This is a genomic window from Streptomyces sp. NPDC085866 (assembly GCF_044541035.1).
Classification (GTDB): Bacteria; Actinomycetota; Actinomycetes; order Streptomycetales; family Streptomycetaceae; genus Streptomyces.
The window spans coordinates 659,352-677,928 of the sequence record NZ_JBITSQ010000002.1 but is presented as its reverse complement, the minus strand read 5'-3'; the positions used below and the strand labels follow the sequence as shown (position 1 = coordinate 677,928).

At 74.3% G+C, this 18,577-nt stretch carries 18 protein-coding genes and 2 pseudogenes; 8 read left to right on the top strand and 12 right to left on the bottom strand.

Translation table 11 applies throughout. From position 1 onward, the window contains the following. Positions 1-91: 91 nt before the first annotated feature. The 5 genes and pseudogenes from ACIF83_RS06370 to ACIF83_RS06350 form a co-directional block, all read right to left on the bottom strand. Positions 92-628, bottom strand: a complete 537-nt coding sequence (locus tag ACIF83_RS06370; protein WP_399723892.1) for an HXXEE domain-containing protein — start codon at positions 626-628, stop codon at positions 92-94. Between the two features lie 36 nt (positions 629-664). Continuing rightward, positions 665-1,807 carry an LLM class flavin-dependent oxidoreductase gene (locus ACIF83_RS06365; protein ID WP_399723889.1) on the bottom strand — a complete coding sequence of 381 codons (1,143 nt, stop codon included), beginning with the start codon at positions 1,805-1,807 and terminating at the stop codon, positions 665-667. Between the two features lie 198 nt (positions 1,808-2,005). Then, a complete protein-coding gene (gene ssuE / locus ACIF83_RS06360; RefSeq protein ID WP_393476857.1) occupies positions 2,006-2,560 on the bottom strand; it encodes an NADPH-dependent FMN reductase in 555 nt (184 codons plus the stop codon). 59 nt (positions 2,561-2,619) lie between these two features. Continuing rightward, positions 2,620-2,748, bottom strand: a pseudogene (locus tag ACIF83_RS06355) (dimethyl sulfone monooxygenase SfnG); the annotation flags it as partial. A gap of 248 nt (positions 2,749-2,996) precedes the next feature. After that, entirely contained in the window at positions 2,997-3,074 is a 78-nt protein-coding gene (locus ACIF83_RS06350) for a putative leader peptide (protein ID WP_350786652.1), read from the bottom strand. Positions 3,075-3,250: 176 nt separating this feature from the next. Here ACIF83_RS06350 and ACIF83_RS06345 point away from each other — a divergent pair. The 4 genes and pseudogenes from ACIF83_RS06345 to ACIF83_RS06330 all read left to right on the top strand — a co-directional run bounded on the left by ACIF83_RS06345 (position 3,251) and on the right by ACIF83_RS06330 (position 7,495). Then, positions 3,251-3,868 (top strand): annotated as a pseudogene (locus ACIF83_RS06345) (LysR family transcriptional regulator). A 177-nt stretch (positions 3,869-4,045) separates the two neighbouring features. Beyond that, positions 4,046-5,575: an SDR family oxidoreductase gene (locus tag ACIF83_RS06340; RefSeq protein ID WP_399723885.1), complete on the top strand. Its 1,530-nt coding sequence runs from the start codon at positions 4,046-4,048 to the stop codon at positions 5,573-5,575. 73 nt (positions 5,576-5,648) lie between these two features. Continuing rightward, positions 5,649-7,025, top strand: a complete 1,377-nt coding sequence (locus ACIF83_RS06335) for a cryptochrome/photolyase family protein (protein ID WP_393476861.1) — start codon at positions 5,649-5,651, stop codon at positions 7,023-7,025. Between the two features lie 101 nt (positions 7,026-7,126). Beyond that, positions 7,127-7,495, top strand: a complete 369-nt coding sequence (locus ACIF83_RS06330; protein WP_393476864.1) for a hypothetical protein — start codon at positions 7,127-7,129, stop codon at positions 7,493-7,495. A gap of 275 nt (positions 7,496-7,770) precedes the next feature. Here the strand turns inward: ACIF83_RS06330 and ACIF83_RS06325 are convergent, their stop codons facing one another. Both ACIF83_RS06325 and ACIF83_RS06320 read right to left on the bottom strand, forming a co-directional pair. Continuing rightward, positions 7,771-9,012: an FAD-dependent oxidoreductase gene (locus ACIF83_RS06325; RefSeq protein WP_399723881.1), complete on the bottom strand. Its 1,242-nt coding sequence runs from the start codon at positions 9,010-9,012 to the stop codon at positions 7,771-7,773. Between the two features lie 172 nt (positions 9,013-9,184). Next, positions 9,185-10,153, bottom strand: coding sequence for a MerR family transcriptional regulator (locus ACIF83_RS06320; RefSeq protein ID WP_393477525.1), 969 nt, complete (start codon positions 10,151-10,153; stop codon positions 9,185-9,187). 249 nt (positions 10,154-10,402) lie between these two features. Between ACIF83_RS06320 and ACIF83_RS06315 the strand changes: the two genes are divergently transcribed. The 4 genes from ACIF83_RS06315 to ACIF83_RS06300 all read left to right on the top strand — a co-directional run bounded on the left by ACIF83_RS06315 (position 10,403) and on the right by ACIF83_RS06300 (position 13,069). Continuing rightward, entirely contained in the window at positions 10,403-11,050 is a 648-nt protein-coding gene (locus tag ACIF83_RS06315) for a sigma-70 family RNA polymerase sigma factor (protein WP_393476868.1), read from the top strand. A gap of 174 nt (positions 11,051-11,224) precedes the next feature. Beyond that, positions 11,225-11,539, top strand: a complete 315-nt coding sequence (locus ACIF83_RS06310; RefSeq protein ID WP_393476870.1) for a hypothetical protein — start codon at positions 11,225-11,227, stop codon at positions 11,537-11,539. Positions 11,540-11,735: 196 nt separating this feature from the next. Continuing rightward, entirely contained in the window at positions 11,736-12,320 is a 585-nt protein-coding gene (gene sigK / locus ACIF83_RS06305; protein WP_393476872.1) for an ECF RNA polymerase sigma factor SigK, read from the top strand. Then, a complete protein-coding gene (locus ACIF83_RS06300; RefSeq protein WP_399723876.1) occupies positions 12,317-13,069 on the top strand; it encodes an anti-sigma factor domain-containing protein in 753 nt (250 codons plus the stop codon). The genes sigK and ACIF83_RS06300 overlap by 4 nt, the downstream gene beginning before the upstream one ends. A gap of 18 nt (positions 13,070-13,087) precedes the next feature. On the opposite strand, the gene ACIF83_RS06295 is transcribed toward ACIF83_RS06300, so the two are convergent. From ACIF83_RS06295 to ACIF83_RS06275, 5 genes are read right to left on the bottom strand one after another with little or no spacing between them, the layout of a single operon-like run. After that, a complete protein-coding gene (locus ACIF83_RS06295; protein ID WP_393476877.1) occupies positions 13,088-13,894 on the bottom strand; it encodes a DUF1295 domain-containing protein in 807 nt (268 codons plus the stop codon). After that, positions 13,891-15,201, bottom strand: coding sequence for a class I SAM-dependent methyltransferase (locus ACIF83_RS06290; RefSeq protein WP_399723873.1), 1,311 nt, complete (start codon positions 15,199-15,201; stop codon positions 13,891-13,893). The genes ACIF83_RS06295 and ACIF83_RS06290 overlap by 4 nt, the downstream gene beginning before the upstream one ends. Further along, positions 15,198-16,460 carry a class I SAM-dependent methyltransferase gene (locus ACIF83_RS06285; RefSeq protein WP_399723870.1) on the bottom strand — a complete coding sequence of 421 codons (1,263 nt, stop codon included), beginning with the start codon at positions 16,458-16,460 and terminating at the stop codon, positions 15,198-15,200. Before ACIF83_RS06285 ends, ACIF83_RS06290 begins: the two co-directional genes overlap by 4 nt. Continuing rightward, a complete protein-coding gene (locus ACIF83_RS06280) occupies positions 16,457-17,233 on the bottom strand; it encodes a DUF1365 domain-containing protein (RefSeq protein WP_399723867.1) in 777 nt (258 codons plus the stop codon). The genes ACIF83_RS06285 and ACIF83_RS06280 overlap by 4 nt, the downstream gene beginning before the upstream one ends. Beyond that, positions 17,185-18,456 carry an NAD(P)/FAD-dependent oxidoreductase gene (locus tag ACIF83_RS06275; protein WP_399723864.1) on the bottom strand — a complete coding sequence of 424 codons (1,272 nt, stop codon included), beginning with the start codon at positions 18,454-18,456 and terminating at the stop codon, positions 17,185-17,187. The genes ACIF83_RS06280 and ACIF83_RS06275 overlap by 49 nt, the downstream gene beginning before the upstream one ends. Positions 18,457-18,577 lie beyond the last annotated feature (121 nt).

Below are 18,577 nucleotides of genomic sequence, written 5' to 3'. Positions count from 1 at the left end.
CCGCACACCCCAGGAGCACACCCGGCCACACCGGCGGAGGCTGTACGCCTCAGCGAGCCGGTTCGCGTGTGCGCGCCACAGGCGGACCGGGTCAGCGGTGGCGCAGTACCCGGCGCGCCAGGGCGTGGGTGCCCACCGTGGCGGCCGCCGCGAAGGCGAGGCCCTGGAGTGCGTCGCGCGGGCGGGTGGGGCGGAGGACCCCGGAGCGGCGCAGGCGGTTGCGGGCCCAGAGGGTGAACGGGAGGACGATCAGTGGGGTGGTCACCGAGCCCGGGGTGTAGCCCCGGAACGCGGCCGCCTGGGCCAGGTGCACCACGCCGTGCAGGCCGAAAGCGTTGAGCGCTGTCTGGTAGACGGCGGAGCGGCCGCCGGTGCGGTGCCCGTCGGCGGCGGCCGCCGCGACCACCACCGCCATCGCGGCCACGGCGGTCGTGAACTCGCGGCCGTCCACCGACTCCAGTTGCCGCCACACCGTCTCCGGCACCCGGGGATACCGCTTCCGCAGCTCCGGCACCCCTGTCCGCACCCACCTCGGCACCGTGACCAGTTCCTCGGTGTCGTGCACGGCCCAGGCGGCCAGCAGCCCGAAGGTGACGGACGCCCCCACATCCAGCGGTTCTCGTGTCATGAACCCGCAGTCTGCCAGGCGGAGTTGCTCACCTGGTCAGCGCCCCGACGGCACCCGTACCGAGGGATCCGTCGGCTCGCCGGCGGGATGCCGCCACAGCCCCTGTGCGGCGAGCCGGGGCAGTACGCCCTCGCCGAACCAGTACGCCTCCTCCAGGTGCGGGTAGCCGGAGAGCACGAACTCCTCGATGCCGAGGGCGTGGTACTCCTTGACCCGCTCGGCGACCTCCTCGTGGCTGCCGACCAGGGCCGTGCCCGCGCCCCCGCGCACCAGGCCGATGCCGGCCCACAGGTTGGGGTGGATCTCCAGCGCGTCGCGGCTGCCGCCGTGCAGGGCGAGCATGCGCTGCTGCCCCTCGGACTCGCTGCGGCCAAGACCCGCCTGGACTGACCGTACGGTCTCCGCGTCGAAGCCGTCGAGCAGCCGGTTCGCCTCGGCCCAGGCCTGCTCGGAGGTGTCCCGGGTGATGACGTGCAGCCGGACACCGAAGCGCAGGGTACGGCCGTGCCGCGCGGCCAGCGCCCTGATCCGGGCGATCTTCTCCGCGACCTGCGCGGGCGGCTCGCCCCAGGTCAGATAGACGTCGACATGCCGGGCTGCGATCTCACCGGCGATGGGCGAGGAGCCGCCGAAGTAGACCTCGGGCACGGGATCGGGCACCCGGCTCAGCTTCGCGCCCTCGACGTGGAGGTGCTCCCCGTGCAGGTCGACGCTCTTGCCGTCCCACAACTCCCGTACGATCCGGAGGAATTCTCCGGTACGGCGGTAGCGGTCGTCCTTGTCGAGGAAGTCGCCGTAGGCCCGCTGCTCCTGGCTCTCGCCGCCGGTGACCACGTTGAGCAACAGCCGTCCGCCGGAATGCCGTTGGAAGGTGGACGCCATCTGCGCGGCGAGCGTCGGTGAGACGAGGCCGGGCCGGAGGGCGACCAGGAACTTCAGCCGCTCGGTGTGCCGGCTGACCATGGCGGTGGTCAGCCAGGCGTCCTCGCACCAGGCGCCGGTGGGAGTGAGCGCGCCGATGAAACCCAGGTCCTCGGCGGCCCGCGCGATCTGGCTCAGGTAGGCCACGGTCGGCGGCCGGTCCCGGCCGGAGGCGGTGGCCGGGGTGCCGTGGCCGCCGCCGACGACGTGCCGGCTGTCGCCGTTGGTGGGGAGAAACCAGTGGAAGGTGAGGGACACGCGGGTCTCCGTTCGGGTGCGTGGGTCAGAGCGGGCCGGATACGGGCAGCAGGTCCGACTCGGCCCGCGGCAAACGCCGTTCGTTGTCCCGCCCGCCGCTCCGCTTCCCTACGGCCCCCACCAGGAACTCCCCGGCCGGGGCCGCGGCGACCGCGAGCGCCGCCGCGTCGTCGGCGATGGCAGGTCCGGCCGTGGAGCTCAGCTCGCCGCCGCCAGCACCGGGGTGCGGTGCAGAGCCGCCGAGAACTGGTCCACGATCTGCCCCAGGGCCTCGGCGGTGGCCGGGGCGACGGTGAGCGAGCCGTCCTCTCGCACGGTGATGTCCTTGTCGAGGGTGAACCAGCCCTGGACGATGTGGCCGGCGCCCATGGAGTTCAGGACCGGGCGCAGCGCGTAGTCGATGGCGAGGACGTGTGCGGTGGAGCCCCCGGTGGCGAGCGGCAGGACCGTCTTGCCGGCGAGCGCGTACTGCGGCAGCAGGTCGAGGAGCGCCTTGAGGACTCCGGAGTACGACGCCTTGTAGACGGGCGTGCCGACCACGACGCCGTCGGCACGGGCGAACAGCTCGGTCGCCGCCACGATGGCCGGGTGCCGGAAGTCCGCGCCCAGCAGCGCCTCGGCCGGGATGGTGCGGACGTCGAGCGGAACCACGTCGTGGCCCTGGGCGACCAGCCGCTGGTCCAGATGACGCAGCAGGCGGCCGGTGCGCGAGGAGGCGGAAGGACTGCCGGAGACGGACAGGACGGTGGCCATGAAGAGCCTCTTTCTCGGTACGGGGCACCCGTACGGGACGGGCACAGGACGGGAGGGAGTCAGGCGTGGGCGGGCACGGACCCGGGCCCGGACGCCGGGAGCCCGGCCTCCAGTTCCCGTACGAGGGGCAGCACGCGCTTGCCGAAGTTCTCGACCTCCTCGTGGTGGTGGAGGAGGTCGAGGCCGAAGCCGGTGGACTCGCGCTGGTGCTCGGCGCCGTGACCGGCCACGTGGCGGACCTGGCTGAGGGCGTGGTCGAAGCCGTTGTTCTCGGCGGTGAATTTCACGGGCGCGGACATGCTGAACTCCAGTTGCGGAATTGCTCGGTGATGTTCCGGGTACGCCGAATTCCGTGCGGGTCGAACGCCAGGAGAATTCGAGCGGTGCGGGAAGGAAGAGCGAGGATTCGCGGCGGATCGGAGAAGGGATCGGACGATCAGGCCGCGGCGCAACAGGAGGCGCTGGAGACGCGCGCGAGGTCGACATGGCGTCGCCGCGTGAGGTCCAGTCGCATCATCATGCCGTCGATCGTGGCAGCCGCCCGCGAGGATCGTCAAGGAAAACCCGACCGGTCTCGTATCGCGGACCATTGAATTTCACGAAGGTGTGACAGGGAATCCCTTGAACCCGGTTCGGCCGACCGCGCATTCTGCGGCGGCGCGGACGGAACAACTGGAATACATCGCGGCCGTGACCCGGCTCGGCTCATTGCGCCGGGCGGCCGACGACTGCGCCTGTCGCAGCCCGCGTGAGTGAGACTGTGCGCAACCTCGAGCGGAAGCTGGACGTCGACCTGCTGGAGCGCAAGCGGTCGGGCGCAACCATGAGCGCGGCCGGCCGGGAGCTGCTGCCGTACATCGTCGGTGTGCTGGAGGCGGTGGACCGGCTGCGGGAGGCGGCGGGTGAGCAGCACCGGATCAGTCGCATGGTGCACGTCGGCACACTCAACGCGGCGACCGTGCCGCTGACCGCGATGCGGGCCGGCTATGTGATGCACCGCTACGTGCACCGCCTGCTGGAGGGGCGCGCACCGGCCTTCTCCTGTTCCACGGACGGAGGCTGATGGTGGCCGAGGGGCTCGGTGCGACGGTGCTGCCCGACTTCAGCGTGGCCGGAGATCCGCTGGAGCGCATCGGCCTGATCACGTACCGGCCGCTCGCCGTGCACGCCACCGGGGTCCACGTGATGCTGCGTCGCCGCCGGACGGAGTCCGTACCGAGGTCGGCGCGGGACCTGCACGACACGTTCGTACGCCGGGCCCGGGCCCTGGGCCGAACCCCGACCGCGGGCACCGGGGAACCCGGCTGACCGTCCTGGGCCCGCGCATGCAAAGTCCCGAGGGTCCGGACAAGGGGCACGTCGTGCGCATCGACGACCGATGGCCGGGCGGAGCCGGGGCGCATCCGGACGGCGTCCGCGTGTGGAAGGGATCCATCGAGGGGACCCGGCACATGTCCCCGCCGTCGAGACGAAAGGCGCGATCCGATGCAGGGTGACGACACCCACGCAGGCAGGCTCTGCCTGGTGACCGGCGGTACCGGGTACATCGGCGGCCGGCTCGTCCCGGAGCTCCTGGGCGCGGGCCACCGCGTGCGCTGCCTGGCCCGCTCGCCCGGCAAGCTGCGCGACCATCCCTGGGCGGGCGACGTCGAGGTGGTGGGCGGTGACGTCACCGACGCGGACTCCGTCGCCGAGGCGATGCGGGGCGTCGACGTGGCCTACTACCTGGTGCACGCGCTGGGCACGGGCGACGACTTCGAGGAGACCGACCGCAGGGCGGCCCGCGTCTTCGGCGAGCAGGCCCGGGCGGCCGGTGTGCGCCGCATCGTCTACCTGGGCGGGCTCACCCCCGAAGGCGTGCCCGAGCGGGAGCTGTCGCCGCATCTGCGGTCCCGTGCCGAGGTCGGCCGCATCCTGCTGGACTCGGGCGTGCCCACCGCGGTGCTGCGCGCGGCGGTGATCATCGGATCCGGCTCGGCCTCCTTCGAGATGCTGCGCTACCTCACCGAGCGACTGCCCGTGATGGTGACCCCGAGCTGGGTGCACACCCGCATCCAGCCCATCGCCGTACGGGACGTGCTGCGGATCCTGGTCGGCAGCGCGGACATGCCGGCGGACGTGCACCGCGCCTTCGACGTCGGGGGCCCGGACGTCCTCACCTACCGGGAGATGATGATCCGTTACGCGGCGGTGGCGAACCTGCCGCGCCGGCTCATCCTGTCCGTGCCGGTGCTCACCCCCGGCCTCTCCAGCCACTGGGTGGGCCTCGTCACGCCCGTCCCGGCGTCGATCGCCCGACCGCTGACGGAGTCGCTGCGCCACGAAGTGGTCTGCCACGAGCACGACATCGAGGACTACGTGCCGTACCCGCCCGGACATCCGCTCCCCTTCGACGAAGCGGTCCGGCTGGCCCTGCAGCGCGTCCGTGACGCACAGGTGGCCACCCGCTGGTCCTCGGCGGCGCTGCCGGGCGCTCCCAGCGACCCGCTGCCCACCGACCCCGACTGGGCGGGCGGCAGCTTGTACACGGATGTGCGGGAGACCGAGGTCGACGCCCCGCCCGAGGCGCTGTGGCGGGTCGTGGAGGGCGTGGGCGGCGAGAACGGCTGGTACTCCTTCCCGCTCGCCTGGGCGGTGCGCGGCTGGCTGGACCGGCTGGTGGGCGGGGTCGGGCTGCGCCGTGGCCGCCGGGACGCGCAGCGGCTGCGGGTCGGCGACTCGCTGGACTTCTGGCGGGTGGAGGAGATCGAGCCGGGGCATCTGCTGCGGCTGCGGGCGGAGATGCGGCTGCCGGGGCCGGCCTGGCTGGAGATGTGGGTGGAACGGGATGGCCCCGGGCGCAGCCGGTACCGGCAACGCGCGTTGTTCCATCCGCACGGGCTGCTCGGCCAGGCCTACTGGTGGAGCGTCTCACCGTTCCACGCCGTGGTGTTCGGTGGCATGGCCCGCAACATCGCGCGCGCCGCCGCCGGGGCCCGGGTCACCCAGGAGAAGGAATGCGCGCCCGGGCGCTGACACCCCGCATCCGCCGGGCCGCGCGAGCGGGAAGCAGTTCACCGTCCACCCCGTCTCGTCCCGGAGCCGCGCCATGAACGTCTCGGTCGTCCTGTTCACCGCCGACCTGCGTCTGCACGACCACCCGCCGCTGCGGGCCGCGCTGGACGGGGCGCGGCACGTGGTTCCGCTCTTCGTGCGGGATCGCGGGGTGGACGCGGCCGGGTTCGCGGCGCCCAACCGGCTGGCCTTCCTCGCCGACTGCCTGCGCGATCTCGACTCGGGGCTGCGCGAGCGCGGCGGGCGGCTCGTGCTCCGCTCCGGCGACCTGGTCGAGGAGGTGTGCAAGGTGGTCACCGAGGCGGACGCCGACGAGGTGCACATGGCCGCCGACGTCAGCGCGTACGCGCACCGCCGGGAGGAGCGGCTGCGCCGGGCCCTGGAGGCCGACGGGCGCAGGCTGCACGTCCACGACACGGTGACCACGGCCCTCGTGCCCGGCGCGGTGACGCCGGCCTCCTCGGACCACTTCGCGGTGTTCACTCCGTACTTCCGGCAGTGGTCGCAGCAGCGGCTGCGCGACCCGCTGGCCGCGCCGCGCACGATCCGGGTGCCGGAGGGCATCGGGTCCGTGGAGCTGCCGTCCCGGAACGGCGTCCCGGGTGTGTCCGAGGGGCTGGCCGAGGGCGGGGAGACGGCGGGCCGCAAGCGGTTCGGCGCCTGGCTGCGCGAGGGCATCGACGCCTACGAGGACCGCCACGACGACCTGGCCGGCGACGCGACATCCCGGCTCTCCCCGCATCTGCACTTCGGCACGCTCTCCCCCGTCGAGCTGGTCCACCGGTCCCGGAAGGCGGGCGGGCCGGGCGCCGAGGCCTTCGTACGGCAGCTCGCCTGGCGCGACTTCCACCGCCAGGTCCTGGCGGCACGGCCGGCCGCGGCCGGTGCCGACTACCGCACCAAGCACGACCGCTGGCGCACGGAGCGGACGGCCCGGGCGGACATCGAGGCGTGGCGGGAGGGCCGTACCGGCTATCCGATCGTCGACGCGGCGATGCGCCAGTTGCGGTACGAGGGCTGGATGCACAATCGCGGCCGGCTGCTGGCCGCGAGCTTCCTGGCCAAGACGCTCTACGTCGACTGGCGGGTGGGCGCCCGGTACTTCCTGGACCTCCTGGTCGACGGGGACGTCGCCAACAACCAGCTCAACTGGCAGTGGATGGCCGGCACCGGCACCGACACCCGCCCCAACCGCGTCCTCAACCCGGTCACCCAGGCCAAGCGCTACGACCCGGACGGCACGTACGTGCGCCGCTGGGTGCCCGAACTGGAACAGGTGGACGGCCCGTCGGTGCACGAACCGTGGAAGCTCCAGGGCCTGGAGCGGGCCGCGGTCGACTACCCGGACCCCCTCATCGGCCTGCCCGAGGGCCTGGAGCGGTTCCGGCGGGCCCGCGGACGCGACAGCTGAGGAGCGAAGACCGTGGCATCCCGCACCGGCTCTTCGGCGACCGGCTCGGACCGCGCTTCCTGACTCCCGGCGGGGGCGGACCCGACCGTGCCGCGCCGGTCGTGATGGTCGAGGCACGGTCCGTCCTCCGCCGCCGGCGCTTCCACCGGGCCGAGGCCCACCTGGTGGTGTCGGCGATGCGGCACCGCGCCGCCGAACTCGGCGACCGGGTGCGGTGCGTACGGGCCGGGACCTACCGGGACGGTCCACGCGAGGCCCTCGGAGGGAACGACCCGTCCACGGTGTGTCACCCCACCTCGCACGCCGCCCTGCGCCTGGGCCGCTCGCTCGGCGACGTCGCCGTCCTGCCCGCCCGCGGTTTCCCCGTCCCGCACGACGCCTTCCGGGCCTGCGTCCATGGACGCGGGGGCGGGGGGCGGGGGCGGGCGGCTGCGCCAGGAGGACTTCCACCTCTGGGTGCGCCGCGGTGACGTGGACCGTCGGGAGCGCGAGGACGGCATCCGTTTCGTGGGTGACTGGCCCTCGGCTGTTCCCCGTCACCCGCCGGGAGGCGCCGGCCGCGCTGCGGCGGTTCATGGCGCACCGGCCGGCCGGGGCCTTCCTGCACCGTCACCGCGACCGGCTGGAGCGCAACCCCCGCCCGGCGCAGGCGGCGCGCGGCCTGGTCCGGCCGGCGGGCCCGGGAGAACCGCTGCGCGAGGAGGAACGACGCGGGGACGCTCCACCCCGAGCGCCCCTGTCGGCGTCAGCGACCGAGGTCGCGCAGCACCTCGCGCGCGGCCCGGGCCCCCGAGGCCAGCGCGCCCTGCACCGATCCGGTGGCCCGGTGGTCGCCGCACACGTACCGCCCGGGCGCCACACGGGTGGTGCGGCTGAGCGGCTGCGGCGGGGGCATGGCGGGCAGGGCGTCGGCGACCGTACGGACCGTCAGCAGGTCCCAGCGGCCGGTGTCGGTGCCGTACATCTCGGTCAGGGTCTGCCCGACGATGCCCGCCCGGCCGTCGGAGTCCGTGCCCAGGACGGAGGTGGCGACCAGGGCCGCACCTGCGGGGGCGTGACCGGGTACGACCTCGCTGAGCACGCAGGTGTTGAGCACGCGGCGCCGGCAGTCGACGAGCAGGGAGGGTTCGCGCAGGGGCGAGCGGGGGGCCGCGTGGTAATACGTCGTGACGGTCCGGGTGGCGGGGACGTCGATGCCGGGCAGCAGTGCGGCCGCCGGGCCGGGGCCGGTCGCGACCACCACGCAGGGGGCGGGCAGCGGCTCGGCGTCCACGGTCTCGGCTCCCTCGTCGGTGAGCCGTGCGACGGGCGTCTCCAGACGGACGGTCCCGGGCGGCAGCGAGGCGGCCAGCGCCAGAGGCACCGCTGCGATGCCCTCGGCGGGCAGGCACAGGGTGCCGCGCAGCATGCTCCGCCAGACCAGGTGGAAGAACCGGCTGGAGGTCTCCAGTTCGTCCTCCAGGAAGACGCCCGCGAGGAAGGGGCGGAAGAAGCGCTCGACGAGTTCCTCGGACACACCCGCCTCCGCCAGCGCGGTGCGGGTGGTGCGGTCGGCGGAGCGCTTCACCTGTCCGACCGGGGCGAGCAGGTCGCGGGCCGACAGGGCGGCGAGGGCGACCAGGTCGCGAGGGCCGGCCAGCCGGCCGGGCAGGAGGTCGGGCAGGGAGCGGGGGCGCCGGGTGGGGTCGGTGAAGCGCTGCCGGCCACGGTCGGAGTGCACCAGGACGCCCGGGGTGAAGGGCCGCAGGCGCAGATCGCGCAGGACCAGGCGCTTCCTCGCCTGCGGGTAGGAAGTGTTGAACACCTGGAAGCCCCGGTCGACGACGAAGCCGTCCACCCGGTCGGTGCGCATCCGGCCGCCGACCCCGTCGGACGCCTCGACGACGCGCACGGCGAGGCCCGCCGCGAGCAGATCAGCGGCGCAGGCGAGTCCGGCGACGCCCGCGCCGATCACCAGGACGTCCCAGGGAGCCGATGTCGTCGGCACGGGAGCCTCCTTCTCCGGGCCGTCGGCAGACCGTCCGCCGGCCTGCTCCCGGCCCGTCCGGGCGGGCCGCCCGGGAGGGTCCCGGGCGGGGGCGTACGCCGTCGACGGCGTGTGCCTCCGTAACTTCTTCCCGCCGTGCCGGTGCGACGGATGCGCCGTATGCCCGCTCGGGTCAGCGCGACTCGCGCCGCACGGTGGCCCGGTGGATGCCGTCCAGCGTGTCGAGCGCCTCGCGCAGGCTCGTCGGGCGCGCCATCCCCCGGGTCGGGCGACCGGACCAGCCCGGGCCGCCCAGCAGCACCAGTGGCCGGCCGCGCGCGCCCTTGACGCCCCACTCGATGGCGGCGATGTGCTGGGCCAGCGGGAGGCTCGCCGAGGAACGGGCCTGCGCCCACAGCACCACCGCGGCGGGGCCCAGCCGCCGTACCGCGGAGGTGAGCGCCTCGGCCGGCACGGCGGCGCCGAACATCCTGGTGGGCACACGGAGTTCGCTCAGCCCGGCGTTCAGTGCCTCCAGCGGCAGGGTGTGCTGTTCGCCGGGCACGCAGGCCAGGAGCACGGGGCCGGCACCGGTGTCGGGGGCGGGGGCGGGCGGCCGGGTGCACCGGCGCAGGGTGGTGGAGACGTGCCAGGACAGCAGGTGCTCCACCTCCACATAACGATCCCCCGACGAAGCCCATTTGCGTCCCACGGCGTGCAGGGTCGGCACCATCACCTCCTGCCAGGCCACGTCGAGGCCGTGCGCGGCCACCGCGGCCTCCAGGTGCTCGTCCACGGCGCTCGCGTCGAGCCGCACCGCGGCGCGGGCGAGCCCGCGGCACTCCTGGCGCACATCCCCGAGGGGCAGCGTGCCGGCCGCCCGGGAACGCGTGGGAGTGGCGGGCGGGCGTGGCCCGGGCTCCGGCGTCGCGCTGCCGCCGGGAGCGTCCACCCCCTCCCGGGCCGCGCGGGCCGCCTCGGCGGGCGGGACACCGGCCGAGGTCAGCCGGCACATCGTCTCCAGCATCGCCACGTCCCGAGGTGTCCAGCGCCGGTGTCTGCCGTCCGCGCGCACGGCAGGGCCGATGCCGTACCGGCGGTCCCAGGACCGCAGCGTGGTCGGTGACACGCCGAGCCGCCGGGCGAGGGCGCCGCTGGTCAGCCCGGTGTCGACGCCCGGCGGGAGCGGCCCCGCCGCGCCGCGCGGCTCCTCGTCACCCTCGTACTCGCCCGTGTGCGCTGCCACGGGACCGACTATACGACGCAGAATCGATGCAAGTTGATGACCTCGTGCTCGGGCTCACACGATGACGGCACCGGGAGGGACTCCGGGGGACGTCCGAGGCCGCCGCGGTCTCCGGTGGCCGCCAGGCGGTCCGGACGGACCCGCCGCACGTGAGGAGCCGTGGTCATGACGCCGTATCCGGTCACCGCCGTGGCCTCGACTAGCGCGCGGGACCTGGCCGGGCAGACGCCCCGGTGGGCGCCCGTGGAGAAGTCGTTCGACGACGAGGAGCTGGCGCGCGGCCTGGTCGCGGGCGACGACGCGTGCCTGGCGGCGGCCTTCCGCCGCTGGTCCCCCCTGGTGTACACGCTGGCCTGGCGTTCGCTGGGCGACCGAGGCGAGGCCGAGGACGTCACCCAGCGGGTGTTTCTCGGCGTGTGGCGCGGGCGGCACGGGTACCGGCCCGAGCGCGGCCCGCTGGGCGGCTGGATCGTCGGCATCACCCGACGCAAGATCGCCGACGCGCTCTCCGCCCGGACCCGGCGCAGCGACCTGGTCGCGGCTGCCGGCTCGGCCCTGTCGCTGGTCGACGCCCGGGCGGGGCAGCCCGAGGCCGCTCTCGACCGGGTGCTGGTGCGGCACGAGCTGGACCGGCTCCCGGAGGCGCAACGGCGAGTGCTGCGGCTGGCCTTCTACGAGGACCTGACCCAGACCCAGATCGCGGCGCGCACGGGATGGCCGCTCGGCACGGTCAAGAGCCACGCGCGCCGGGGACTGCACCAGTTGCGGCGGCGGCTGGAAGGGGAGCGACCGGACGGGCACACAGGCGCCTGAGCCGCCCGTCTCGCAGGACGATGCAGAAACGATGCGATATGTGGAACCGTGCTCGACACCCACCCGCTGCCCCGCCCTGTTGGGCCGGGGCCGCACATGCGGCCCTGTCGCGCATCCGTACGGGCCGCCGGCCCGGAAGAGGAGTGCGGACCGGCAGCTCCTCGGAGGTGGGACATGGCCGACGCGGACCCGGAGGGGCACGTGCCGCCCGACGACCTGGCGTCGATCGCCCTGGACGAGGCGCATGCCGCAGGGGACGCGGACCTCGCCCGTGCCCTCGCGCACGTCACGCGGTGCAGGGCGTGCCGCGCGGCACTGGGCGAGCTGCGCCGGGTCGTGGCGGCGGGGCGGGCCGCCTCGCCCGACGACGACGTGATGGTGCCGCCGCCCGGGTTGTGGCAGGCCGTGGCCGGGGCCCTGCACGAACGCCGGTCCCGGGCCCGGAGGTCCGGGTGCATCCGTCCCGGCCCCGGCACCGGAAGTGGGTGACGCAGCACCGGTCCGCCGGACGGCTGCCGGCGGGGAGCGCGAAGGCGCCTCCCTCCCACCGCCCCCGAAGAGGGTCGGCGCTCTTCGGGGGCGTTCCCCGTGACCGCGGTGTGCGGTTCACGGCCCGCGCACACGTCCGCCGACGCCCAGGCACCGGATGCCGCCCGGACCCGTCGCACTCCCGGAGGACCCGCTCGTGAAACAGGCCGTGCACATCGGCGGGAACCCGTCGTCGGAGCCGGATCCGCAGGGGCTGCTGCACGCGGTGGCCCTGGGCGACCGGGAAGCCTTCGCCGCGCTCCATGACGCCGTGGCGGGCTCCGTCCTCGGGGTCGTGCACGGTGTGCTGCGGGACCGGGCGCAGTCGGAGGAGGTCGCCCAGGAGGTGCTGGTGGAGATATGGCGCACCGCTCCCCGCTACCGCCGCGACCGCGGCACGGCCGTCAACTGGATCCTCACCCTCGCCCATCGGCGGGCCGTGGACCGGGTGCGCTCGGCGGAGGCGTCCGCGGCCAGGGAGCAGCGAGCGGCCCTGCTGGACCGGATGCCGGAGTACGACGAGGTGGTCGAGGAGGTGGAGGCGCGCCTGGAGCGGGAGCAGCTGCGGCGCTGTCTGCGCACCCTGACGCGGATCCAGCGCCAGGCCGTGATCCTCGCCTACTACGGGGGACTGACGTACCGGCAGGTCGCCGAGGACCTCGCGCTACCGCTCGGCACGGTCAAGACCCGACTGCGGGACGGGCTGGTGCGGCTGCGCGGCTGTCTGGGTGTGAGCGCTTGATCGCCGCCGATGTGCACACCTTGACGGGTGCCTACGCCCTGCACGCCCTGGACGACGAGGAACGCGACGCGTTCGAACGGCACCTGAGGGAATGTGCGGCCTGTGGCCGGGAGGTCGCCGAGTTCGAGGCCACCGCGGCGCGGCTCGGTCTCACCGGCGCCGTCGTACCGCGCCCCGGGTTCAGGGAAGAGGTGCTGCTGAGGGTCGCCGGGGTGCGTCAGGACGCGCCACGTCCCCTGTCCATCGCCCGCTCCGGCCGCTCCGGGCGCCGTGCGCACCGGCCGATGCGCCGGGCGCTTGCGGCCTGTCTCGTGGTGGCGGGCGCGCTGGGCGGCACGGCTGTGTGGCAGCACGAACGCGCGCAGGACGCCCGCGACCGGGCGCGCGAGGTGCGCGAGGACGCCGGCGAGCTGGCCGCCGTCCTCGCGGCCCCGGACGCCCGCACCCGCACGGCGCGGCTGGCGGGCGGCGCGACGGGGACGGTCGTCGTGTCCGAGCGTCGCGACCGGGCCGCGTTCCTGGTCACCGGGATGGCCGAGCCGCCGCCCGGCAAGGTCTACCAGCTGTGGTTCGACGCCGTCGGCACGATGCGCGACGCCGGGCTGATGGATCCTCACCGTCGCAGCCAGGCCGTGGTGATGAAGGGGTCCGTCGACGGCGCCTCCGGTCTGGGGATCACGGTGGTGCCTGTCGGCGGGTCGCACGCGCCCACGTCCGTGCCGGTCGCCCTGCTGCCGTTGCCGGCCTGAGCGGGCCGGCCGTCCCGCTCACCCGCGCCTGCGGGGCGGCCGGGGCAGGAACCCGCTCGTCCGGGCCGCGTACTCGGCATAGCCGGGCCGTTGCGCCATGTGCCGCTCCAGGAGCGGCTTGCCGCTTCCCTTGATGAGCAGGAGGCTCATCACGAGGGGGGACACGACGGACACCGCCGCCGACGCGCCCGAGTCGCAGGCGATGAGGAACAGTCCCCACCACACGCAGAAGTCGCCGAAGTAGTTGGGGTGCCGGGTGTAGCGCCACAGTCCTTGGTCCATCACCCGGCCGCGGTGGGCGGGGTCCGCCTTGAAGCGGGCCAGCTGGGCGTCGCCGACGGCCTCGAAGAACAGACCGACCGCCCAGAGCGCCGCGCCGGCCCAGGCGAACGCCGTCATCCCCGAGGGCACGTAGGACGCGGCCTGCACGGGCAGGGAGATCAGCCACACCAGGGCGCCCTGGAGGAGGTACACCATGCGCAGCGCATACAGGTCGCGGTTGCCGGGCGCCTTGGCCAGCAGGGCCGTGTAGCGCGGGTCCTCGCCCGTGCCCCGCCCGCGCCGGGCGATGTGGACGGCGAGCCGCACACCCCACACCGAGGTGAGAGCGGCGACCAGGATCCGGCGCCCGGTGTCGCCCTCACCGGCCGACGCCGCGCAGGTCACGAGGGCCACGGCGGTGAACGCGAGCCCCCACGCGACGTCGACCACCCGGTGCACGCCGCCCCGTACGGCCACGGCGAAGGTGGCGAGGAGCACGGCGGACACGGCACAGGCCGCCCAGCCGAGGTTGAGCGCGAAGGCGCCCCAGGGGAATCCGCTCACAGGTCCTCCAGAGCCGTGTACCAGCCCCCCGGGGTGAGGGGGATGCCGCTGCGCCCGTCCCGGGTGCGCCGCACGGTCAGGATCTGGTCGACGCCCATCCGCCCCTCCTCGAAGGCGAGCGCCCCGCCCACCAGGTAGAGCCGCCAGACCCGGGCGGTCTCCTGGCCGACCAGGCGCACGACGTCCGCCCAGCGTTCCTCCAGCGTGCGGTGCCAGGCCTCGACGGTGCGCACGTAGTGCTCGCGCAGCGACTCGACGGAGCGCACCTCCAGACCGGCGGCCTCCAGCAGCCCGACGGTCTCGCCGAGCGGCCGCATGTGCATGTCGGGGGCGATGCAGGCCTCGATGAAGGCCCCGCCACCGGGAGCGGCGTGGCCCCGGGACATCTGCTGCACGAGCACGCGCCCACAGGGCCGCACCAGCCGGTGCAGAAGGCCGGCGAAGCCCGGGTACTCGGCGTCTCCCACGTGCTCGCCCATCTCGACGGTGGCGACGGCGTCGTAGGAGCCTGTGTCGATGTCCCGGTAGTCCTGACACACGACGTCGACCCGCGGTTCCAGGCCGCGCCGCCGGACCTGTTCCCTCACGTACTCGGCCTGTTCGCGTGCCAGGGTGACCGCGGTGACCTGGGCCTTGTGCCGTTCGGCCGCGTACAGGGTGAGCGAGCCCCAGCCGCAGCCGATGTCGAGCAGCCGGGCTCCGGGGACGACGGCCAGCTTGCGGCAGATCAGCTCCAGCTTGGCGCGCTGCGCGTCCGCGGGGGAGAAACCGGGTTTCTCGCTCGCCCAGTAGCCGCAGGAGTACGCCATGGTCTCGTCGAGGAGCAGGGCGTAGAAGTCGTTCGACAGGTCGTAGTGGTGGCTGATCGCGGCGCGGTCGCGGTCCTTGCTGTGGAGGCCGCCGCGCAGGCGTGCCTGGGAGGCAGGCGCGGCGGGTCGCGGTCCGACTGCGCCCAGTCGCAGGGCGGTCCGGGCGGCGCGTGCCCGGTCGGCGAGGGTGAGCCGTGGCGGGCGCAGTCCCCGCTCCCGGGCGGCGGCCCAGATCGCGCGCAAGCCTTCGGCCAGGTCGCCCTCGATGTCGAGCTCACCGGTCACATAGGCCTGGGCGAGGGCGAGTTCGCCGGGGTCCCACAGCAGTCGGCGCAGCGCGCGCCTGGAGCGTACGACGACCGTCGGAGCGTCGGCCGGGCCCGTCTCGCTGCCGTCCCAGGTGCGCAGCCGTACCGGGAGGGGAGCACCGAGGGCGTTCTCGGCGAGCGCGGCGAGCCGGTGGGCGGAGCCGCTGCGTGCGCGGCGCGGGACGGTCATCGGGAGAGCTCCTTCTCGGTCGGCTTGGTGAACAGGTACTGCTGGACGTCGAGATAGCCGGAGCGGAATCCGGCCTCGGAGTAGGCGAGGTAGAAGGTCCACATGCGTCGGAAGGTGTCGTCGAAGCCGAGGGCGGCCACCGCGTCGGCACGCTCGGTGAAGCGCTCCCGCCACAGGCGCAGGGTCTCGGCGTAGTGGGCTCCGAAGCCGTCGCGCCGGGTGAGGGTGAGCCGGGTGTGGTCCCGGACGGTGTGCTCGACGGCCTCGGTGGAGGGCAGTTGGCCGCCGGGGAAGATGTACTTCTGGATCCAGGTGAACGTGTCGCGGGTGGCCAGCATGCGGTCGTGCGGCATGGTGATGGCCTGGAGTGCGACCCGGCCGCCCGGGGCCAGCCGTTCGTCGAGCGTACGGAAGTAGCGGGGCCAGAACTCGGCGCCGACCGCCTCGACCATCTCCACGCTGACGACGGCGTCGTAGGTGCCGCGCGCCTCGCGGTAGTCGCACAGTTCGATGCGGACCCGGTCGTCGGCGCCGGCCGCGCGGACACGGTTGCGGGCGAGGTCGCGCTGCTCCTGCGACAAGGTGAGGGAGGTGACGTGGGCGCCCCGGGCGGCGGCCCTGAGGGCGAGTTCGCCCCAACCTGTGCCGATCTCCAGCAGACGGGTTCCGGCGCCGGCCCCGGCGAGGTCGAGCAGCCGGTCGATCTTGCGGTGCTGGGCGGATGCCAGCAGGTCCTGGCGTGCGGGGAAGCTCCGAAAGACCGCCGACGAATAGGTGAGGGTGTCGTCGAGGAAGAGGGCGAACAGGTCGTTGGACAGGTCGTAGTGGCGGCTGACGTTGCTGCGGGCGGCGTCGGGGGTGTTGCGCTGGCCGCCGGGCCGGCGCGGCGCCCACAGCCGGCGCAGGCGCTGCAGCGGTTCCGGGACGAGGTCGGCGGCGTGGGAGGCCAGCACCGTGAGGGCGGCGACCGGGTCGGGTGCGTCCCACTCCCCGGCCATGTACGACTCACCGAAGCCGATCAGGCCCCGGGACCCGATGCGGGCGTGGAAGGCGCGGGGGTCGAGCACGTCCAGCACCGGCCCGCCCCGGCCGACGGGCTCGTCCCCGGCGTAGCGCACCCACAGGGGCAGCCGTCCCAGGGCCCGGCGTACGAGGGCCCCGGCCGCGGCGGTCCGCGGCCACGCCGCCCTCGGCGGAGCGGCCACGTCGGGCCAGCGCGCCGGATCGACGGCGGGGGGACGGAGTTCGGCTGTCGTCATGTGACGTTCTCCGGGGTGCGGTGGTCGGGGCGGGGCTGGACGGGCAGTCCCCGCAGGTACAGGCGGATGCCGTGCAGACGGATGGCGGCCGACACGGCGAGGGTGGACAGGGGGTGCCGCAGGGCCAGCCGCAACAGCACCCCCGCGGTCACTTCGCGCCGGGAGCCGTGAACGGTTGCGGTGAAGGGCCGGGTCCCGGCCCGCTCCAGGCGGACCGTGAGTCGGAGCCGGTCCCCGGGCTCCGGCAGGCGCATGCGGTAGCGGCCGTCGACGGGGAAGAACGGCGAGACGTAGAAGGCCTTGTCGGCGCCTGCTGCCCCCGCCCCGTCCGGGCGGAGCAGGTAACAGTGCCGCTCGCCGTAGGTGTTGTGCACCTCCGCGACCACGCAGCGGAGTTCGCCGTCCGGGTCGTGGCACCAGTAGAGGGTGAGCGGGTTGAAGACGTACCCGAGCACGCGCGCCTGGGTGAGCATGGCGACCGGTCCCCCGGCGAGGTGGATTCCCCGTGCGGCGAGGAAGGCGTCCAGGGCCGCCCGCACGGACGGCTGGTCGCCCGCGAAGTGGTCGCGGGGGTCGAAGCGGGCCAGCGGGCGCAGGGCGCGCGGCAGCCGGGGCGGCCGGTCGGGGTCGATCAGCCACAGGTAGGTGCGGTGGCGCAGCGCGTAACGGGTGGGCGCGGTGCGTACGTGCGTGATCGTGCACGGGTAGAGGGCGGGGGCGCGAGTCACCACCGCGCCCCGAGGACCTCGGCGGCGCGGGCCCCGGAGCGGCATCCGTCCTCGTGGAAACCCCAGCCGTGGTAGGCGCCCGCGTAGGCGGTGACGGCCGTGTTCAGCTCGGGCAGCCGCTGCTGCGCGGCGACCGACTCGGGCGTGTACACGGGGTGCTCGTAGGTCATGCGGGCGAGGACCCGGTCGGGGTCGACGCGGTCCTCGCCGCCGAGCGTGACCACGAACGTCTCCTCGGCGTCGAGGCGTTGGAGGCGGTTCATGTCGTAGCTGACGCGCACCCGGTCGGCGGGCGCCGCGCACGCCGGCATGAGGTAGTTCCAGGAGGCGCGGGCTCCACGGGCGCGGGGCAGCAGCGCGGTGTCGGTGTGCAGGAGTGTGGCGTTGCGGGAGTAGCGGAAGGCTCCGAGTACCTCCTTCTCCCCAGGGGTGGCGTCGGCCAGCAGTCGCAGCGCCTGGTCGGGGTGTACGGCGATCACGACGGCGTCGAAGGTCTGCGCGGCTCCGTCCCCGGTGACGACGTCGGCCCCGTCGGTGCGCCGGCTCACGGCACGCACGGGAGTCGCGGTGCGGACGGTGTGGAGGCGCTCGGCGATCCGGTCGACGTAGGTGCGCGAGCCGCCGGTCACCGTGCGCCACACCGGCGAGCCGCCCACCGCGAGCATCCCGTGGTGCTCCAGGAAGCGGAACAGGTGGGCGGCCGGGTACCGCAGGGCGGTGACCGCGTCGCAGGACCACACCGCCGCCACCAGCGGAGTCATGAAGTGCGCCCGGAAGTAGGCCGAGAAGCCTTCCCGGTCGAGGAAGCCGCCCAGGGTGAGGGCGCCGTCGGCGCCCCGGGCGAGCAGCCGCCGGGCCGCGCGATGGAAGGCCGGCACCTCGGTGAGCATGCGCAGGTACGCGGGGCGCGCGGCGTTCAGCGGCCGGGCGAGCAGTCCCGCGGGTCCCCGGGCTCCGGCGTACTCCAGTCCGCAGCCCTCGCACCGGACGGACATGCTCATTTCCGACTCCTGGGTGGCGACGTCGAGTTCGCGAAAGAGCCGGAGCAGGTTCGGGTAGGTGCGGCGGTTGTGCACGATGAAGCCGGAGTCGACCCGGTGCACCAGGCCGTCCTGCGAGGACAGGTCGTGGGTGTGGGCGTGCCCGCCGAGCCGGTTGTCCGCCTCGTACAGGGTGACGTGGTGGGTGCGGGTGAGCACGTACGCCGCGGTGAGGCCCGCCACTCCGCTGCCCACGACGGCGACGCGCCGCCGTTCCCTCTGCGCCATCGTTCTTCCTCCGCCCGGCCGCCTTCACGGTTGTCGCGGGTAATCCGAAGCTGCATGACGTACGGATTGGCCGGTCGCGGATCTTCTTCGCAGGTGGGACGGGCCGAGGGCGAGAGTTCCC

Excerpts from the sequence above, each read along its gene's own strand:
- ACIF83_RS06290 (WP_399723873.1), bottom strand. The coding sequence starts at position 15,201 with ATGACCGTCCCGCGCCGCGCACGCAGCGGCTCCGCCCACCGGCTCGCC.
- ssuE (WP_393476857.1), bottom strand. The coding sequence starts at position 2,560 with ATGGCCACCGTCCTGTCCGTCTCCGGCAGTCCTTCCGCCTCCTCGCGC.
- ACIF83_RS06285 (WP_399723870.1), bottom strand. The coding sequence starts at position 16,460 with ATGACGACAGCCGAACTCCGTCCCCCCGCCGTCGATCCGGCGCGCTGG.
- ACIF83_RS06275 (WP_399723864.1), bottom strand. The coding sequence starts at position 18,456 with ATGGCGCAGAGGGAACGGCGGCGCGTCGCCGTCGTGGGCAGCGGAGTG.
- ACIF83_RS06340 (WP_399723885.1), top strand. The coding sequence starts at position 4,046 with ATGCAGGGTGACGACACCCACGCAGGCAGGCTCTGCCTGGTGACCGGC.
- ACIF83_RS06370 (WP_399723892.1), bottom strand. The coding sequence starts at position 628 with ATGACACGAGAACCGCTGGATGTGGGGGCGTCCGTCACCTTCGGGCTG.
- ACIF83_RS06280 (WP_399723867.1), bottom strand. The coding sequence starts at position 17,233 with ATGCCGCTCCGGGGCCCGCGCCGCCGAGGTCCTCGGGGCGCGGTGGTG.
- ACIF83_RS06315 (WP_393476868.1), top strand. The coding sequence starts at position 10,403 with ATGACGCCGTATCCGGTCACCGCCGTGGCCTCGACTAGCGCGCGGGAC.
- ACIF83_RS06350 (WP_350786652.1), bottom strand. The coding sequence starts at position 3,074 with ATGCGACTGGACCTCACGCGGCGACGCCATGTCGACCTCGCGCGCGTC.
- ACIF83_RS06310 (WP_393476870.1), top strand. The coding sequence starts at position 11,225 with ATGGCCGACGCGGACCCGGAGGGGCACGTGCCGCCCGACGACCTGGCG.
- ACIF83_RS06335 (WP_393476861.1), top strand. The coding sequence starts at position 5,649 with ATGAACGTCTCGGTCGTCCTGTTCACCGCCGACCTGCGTCTGCACGAC.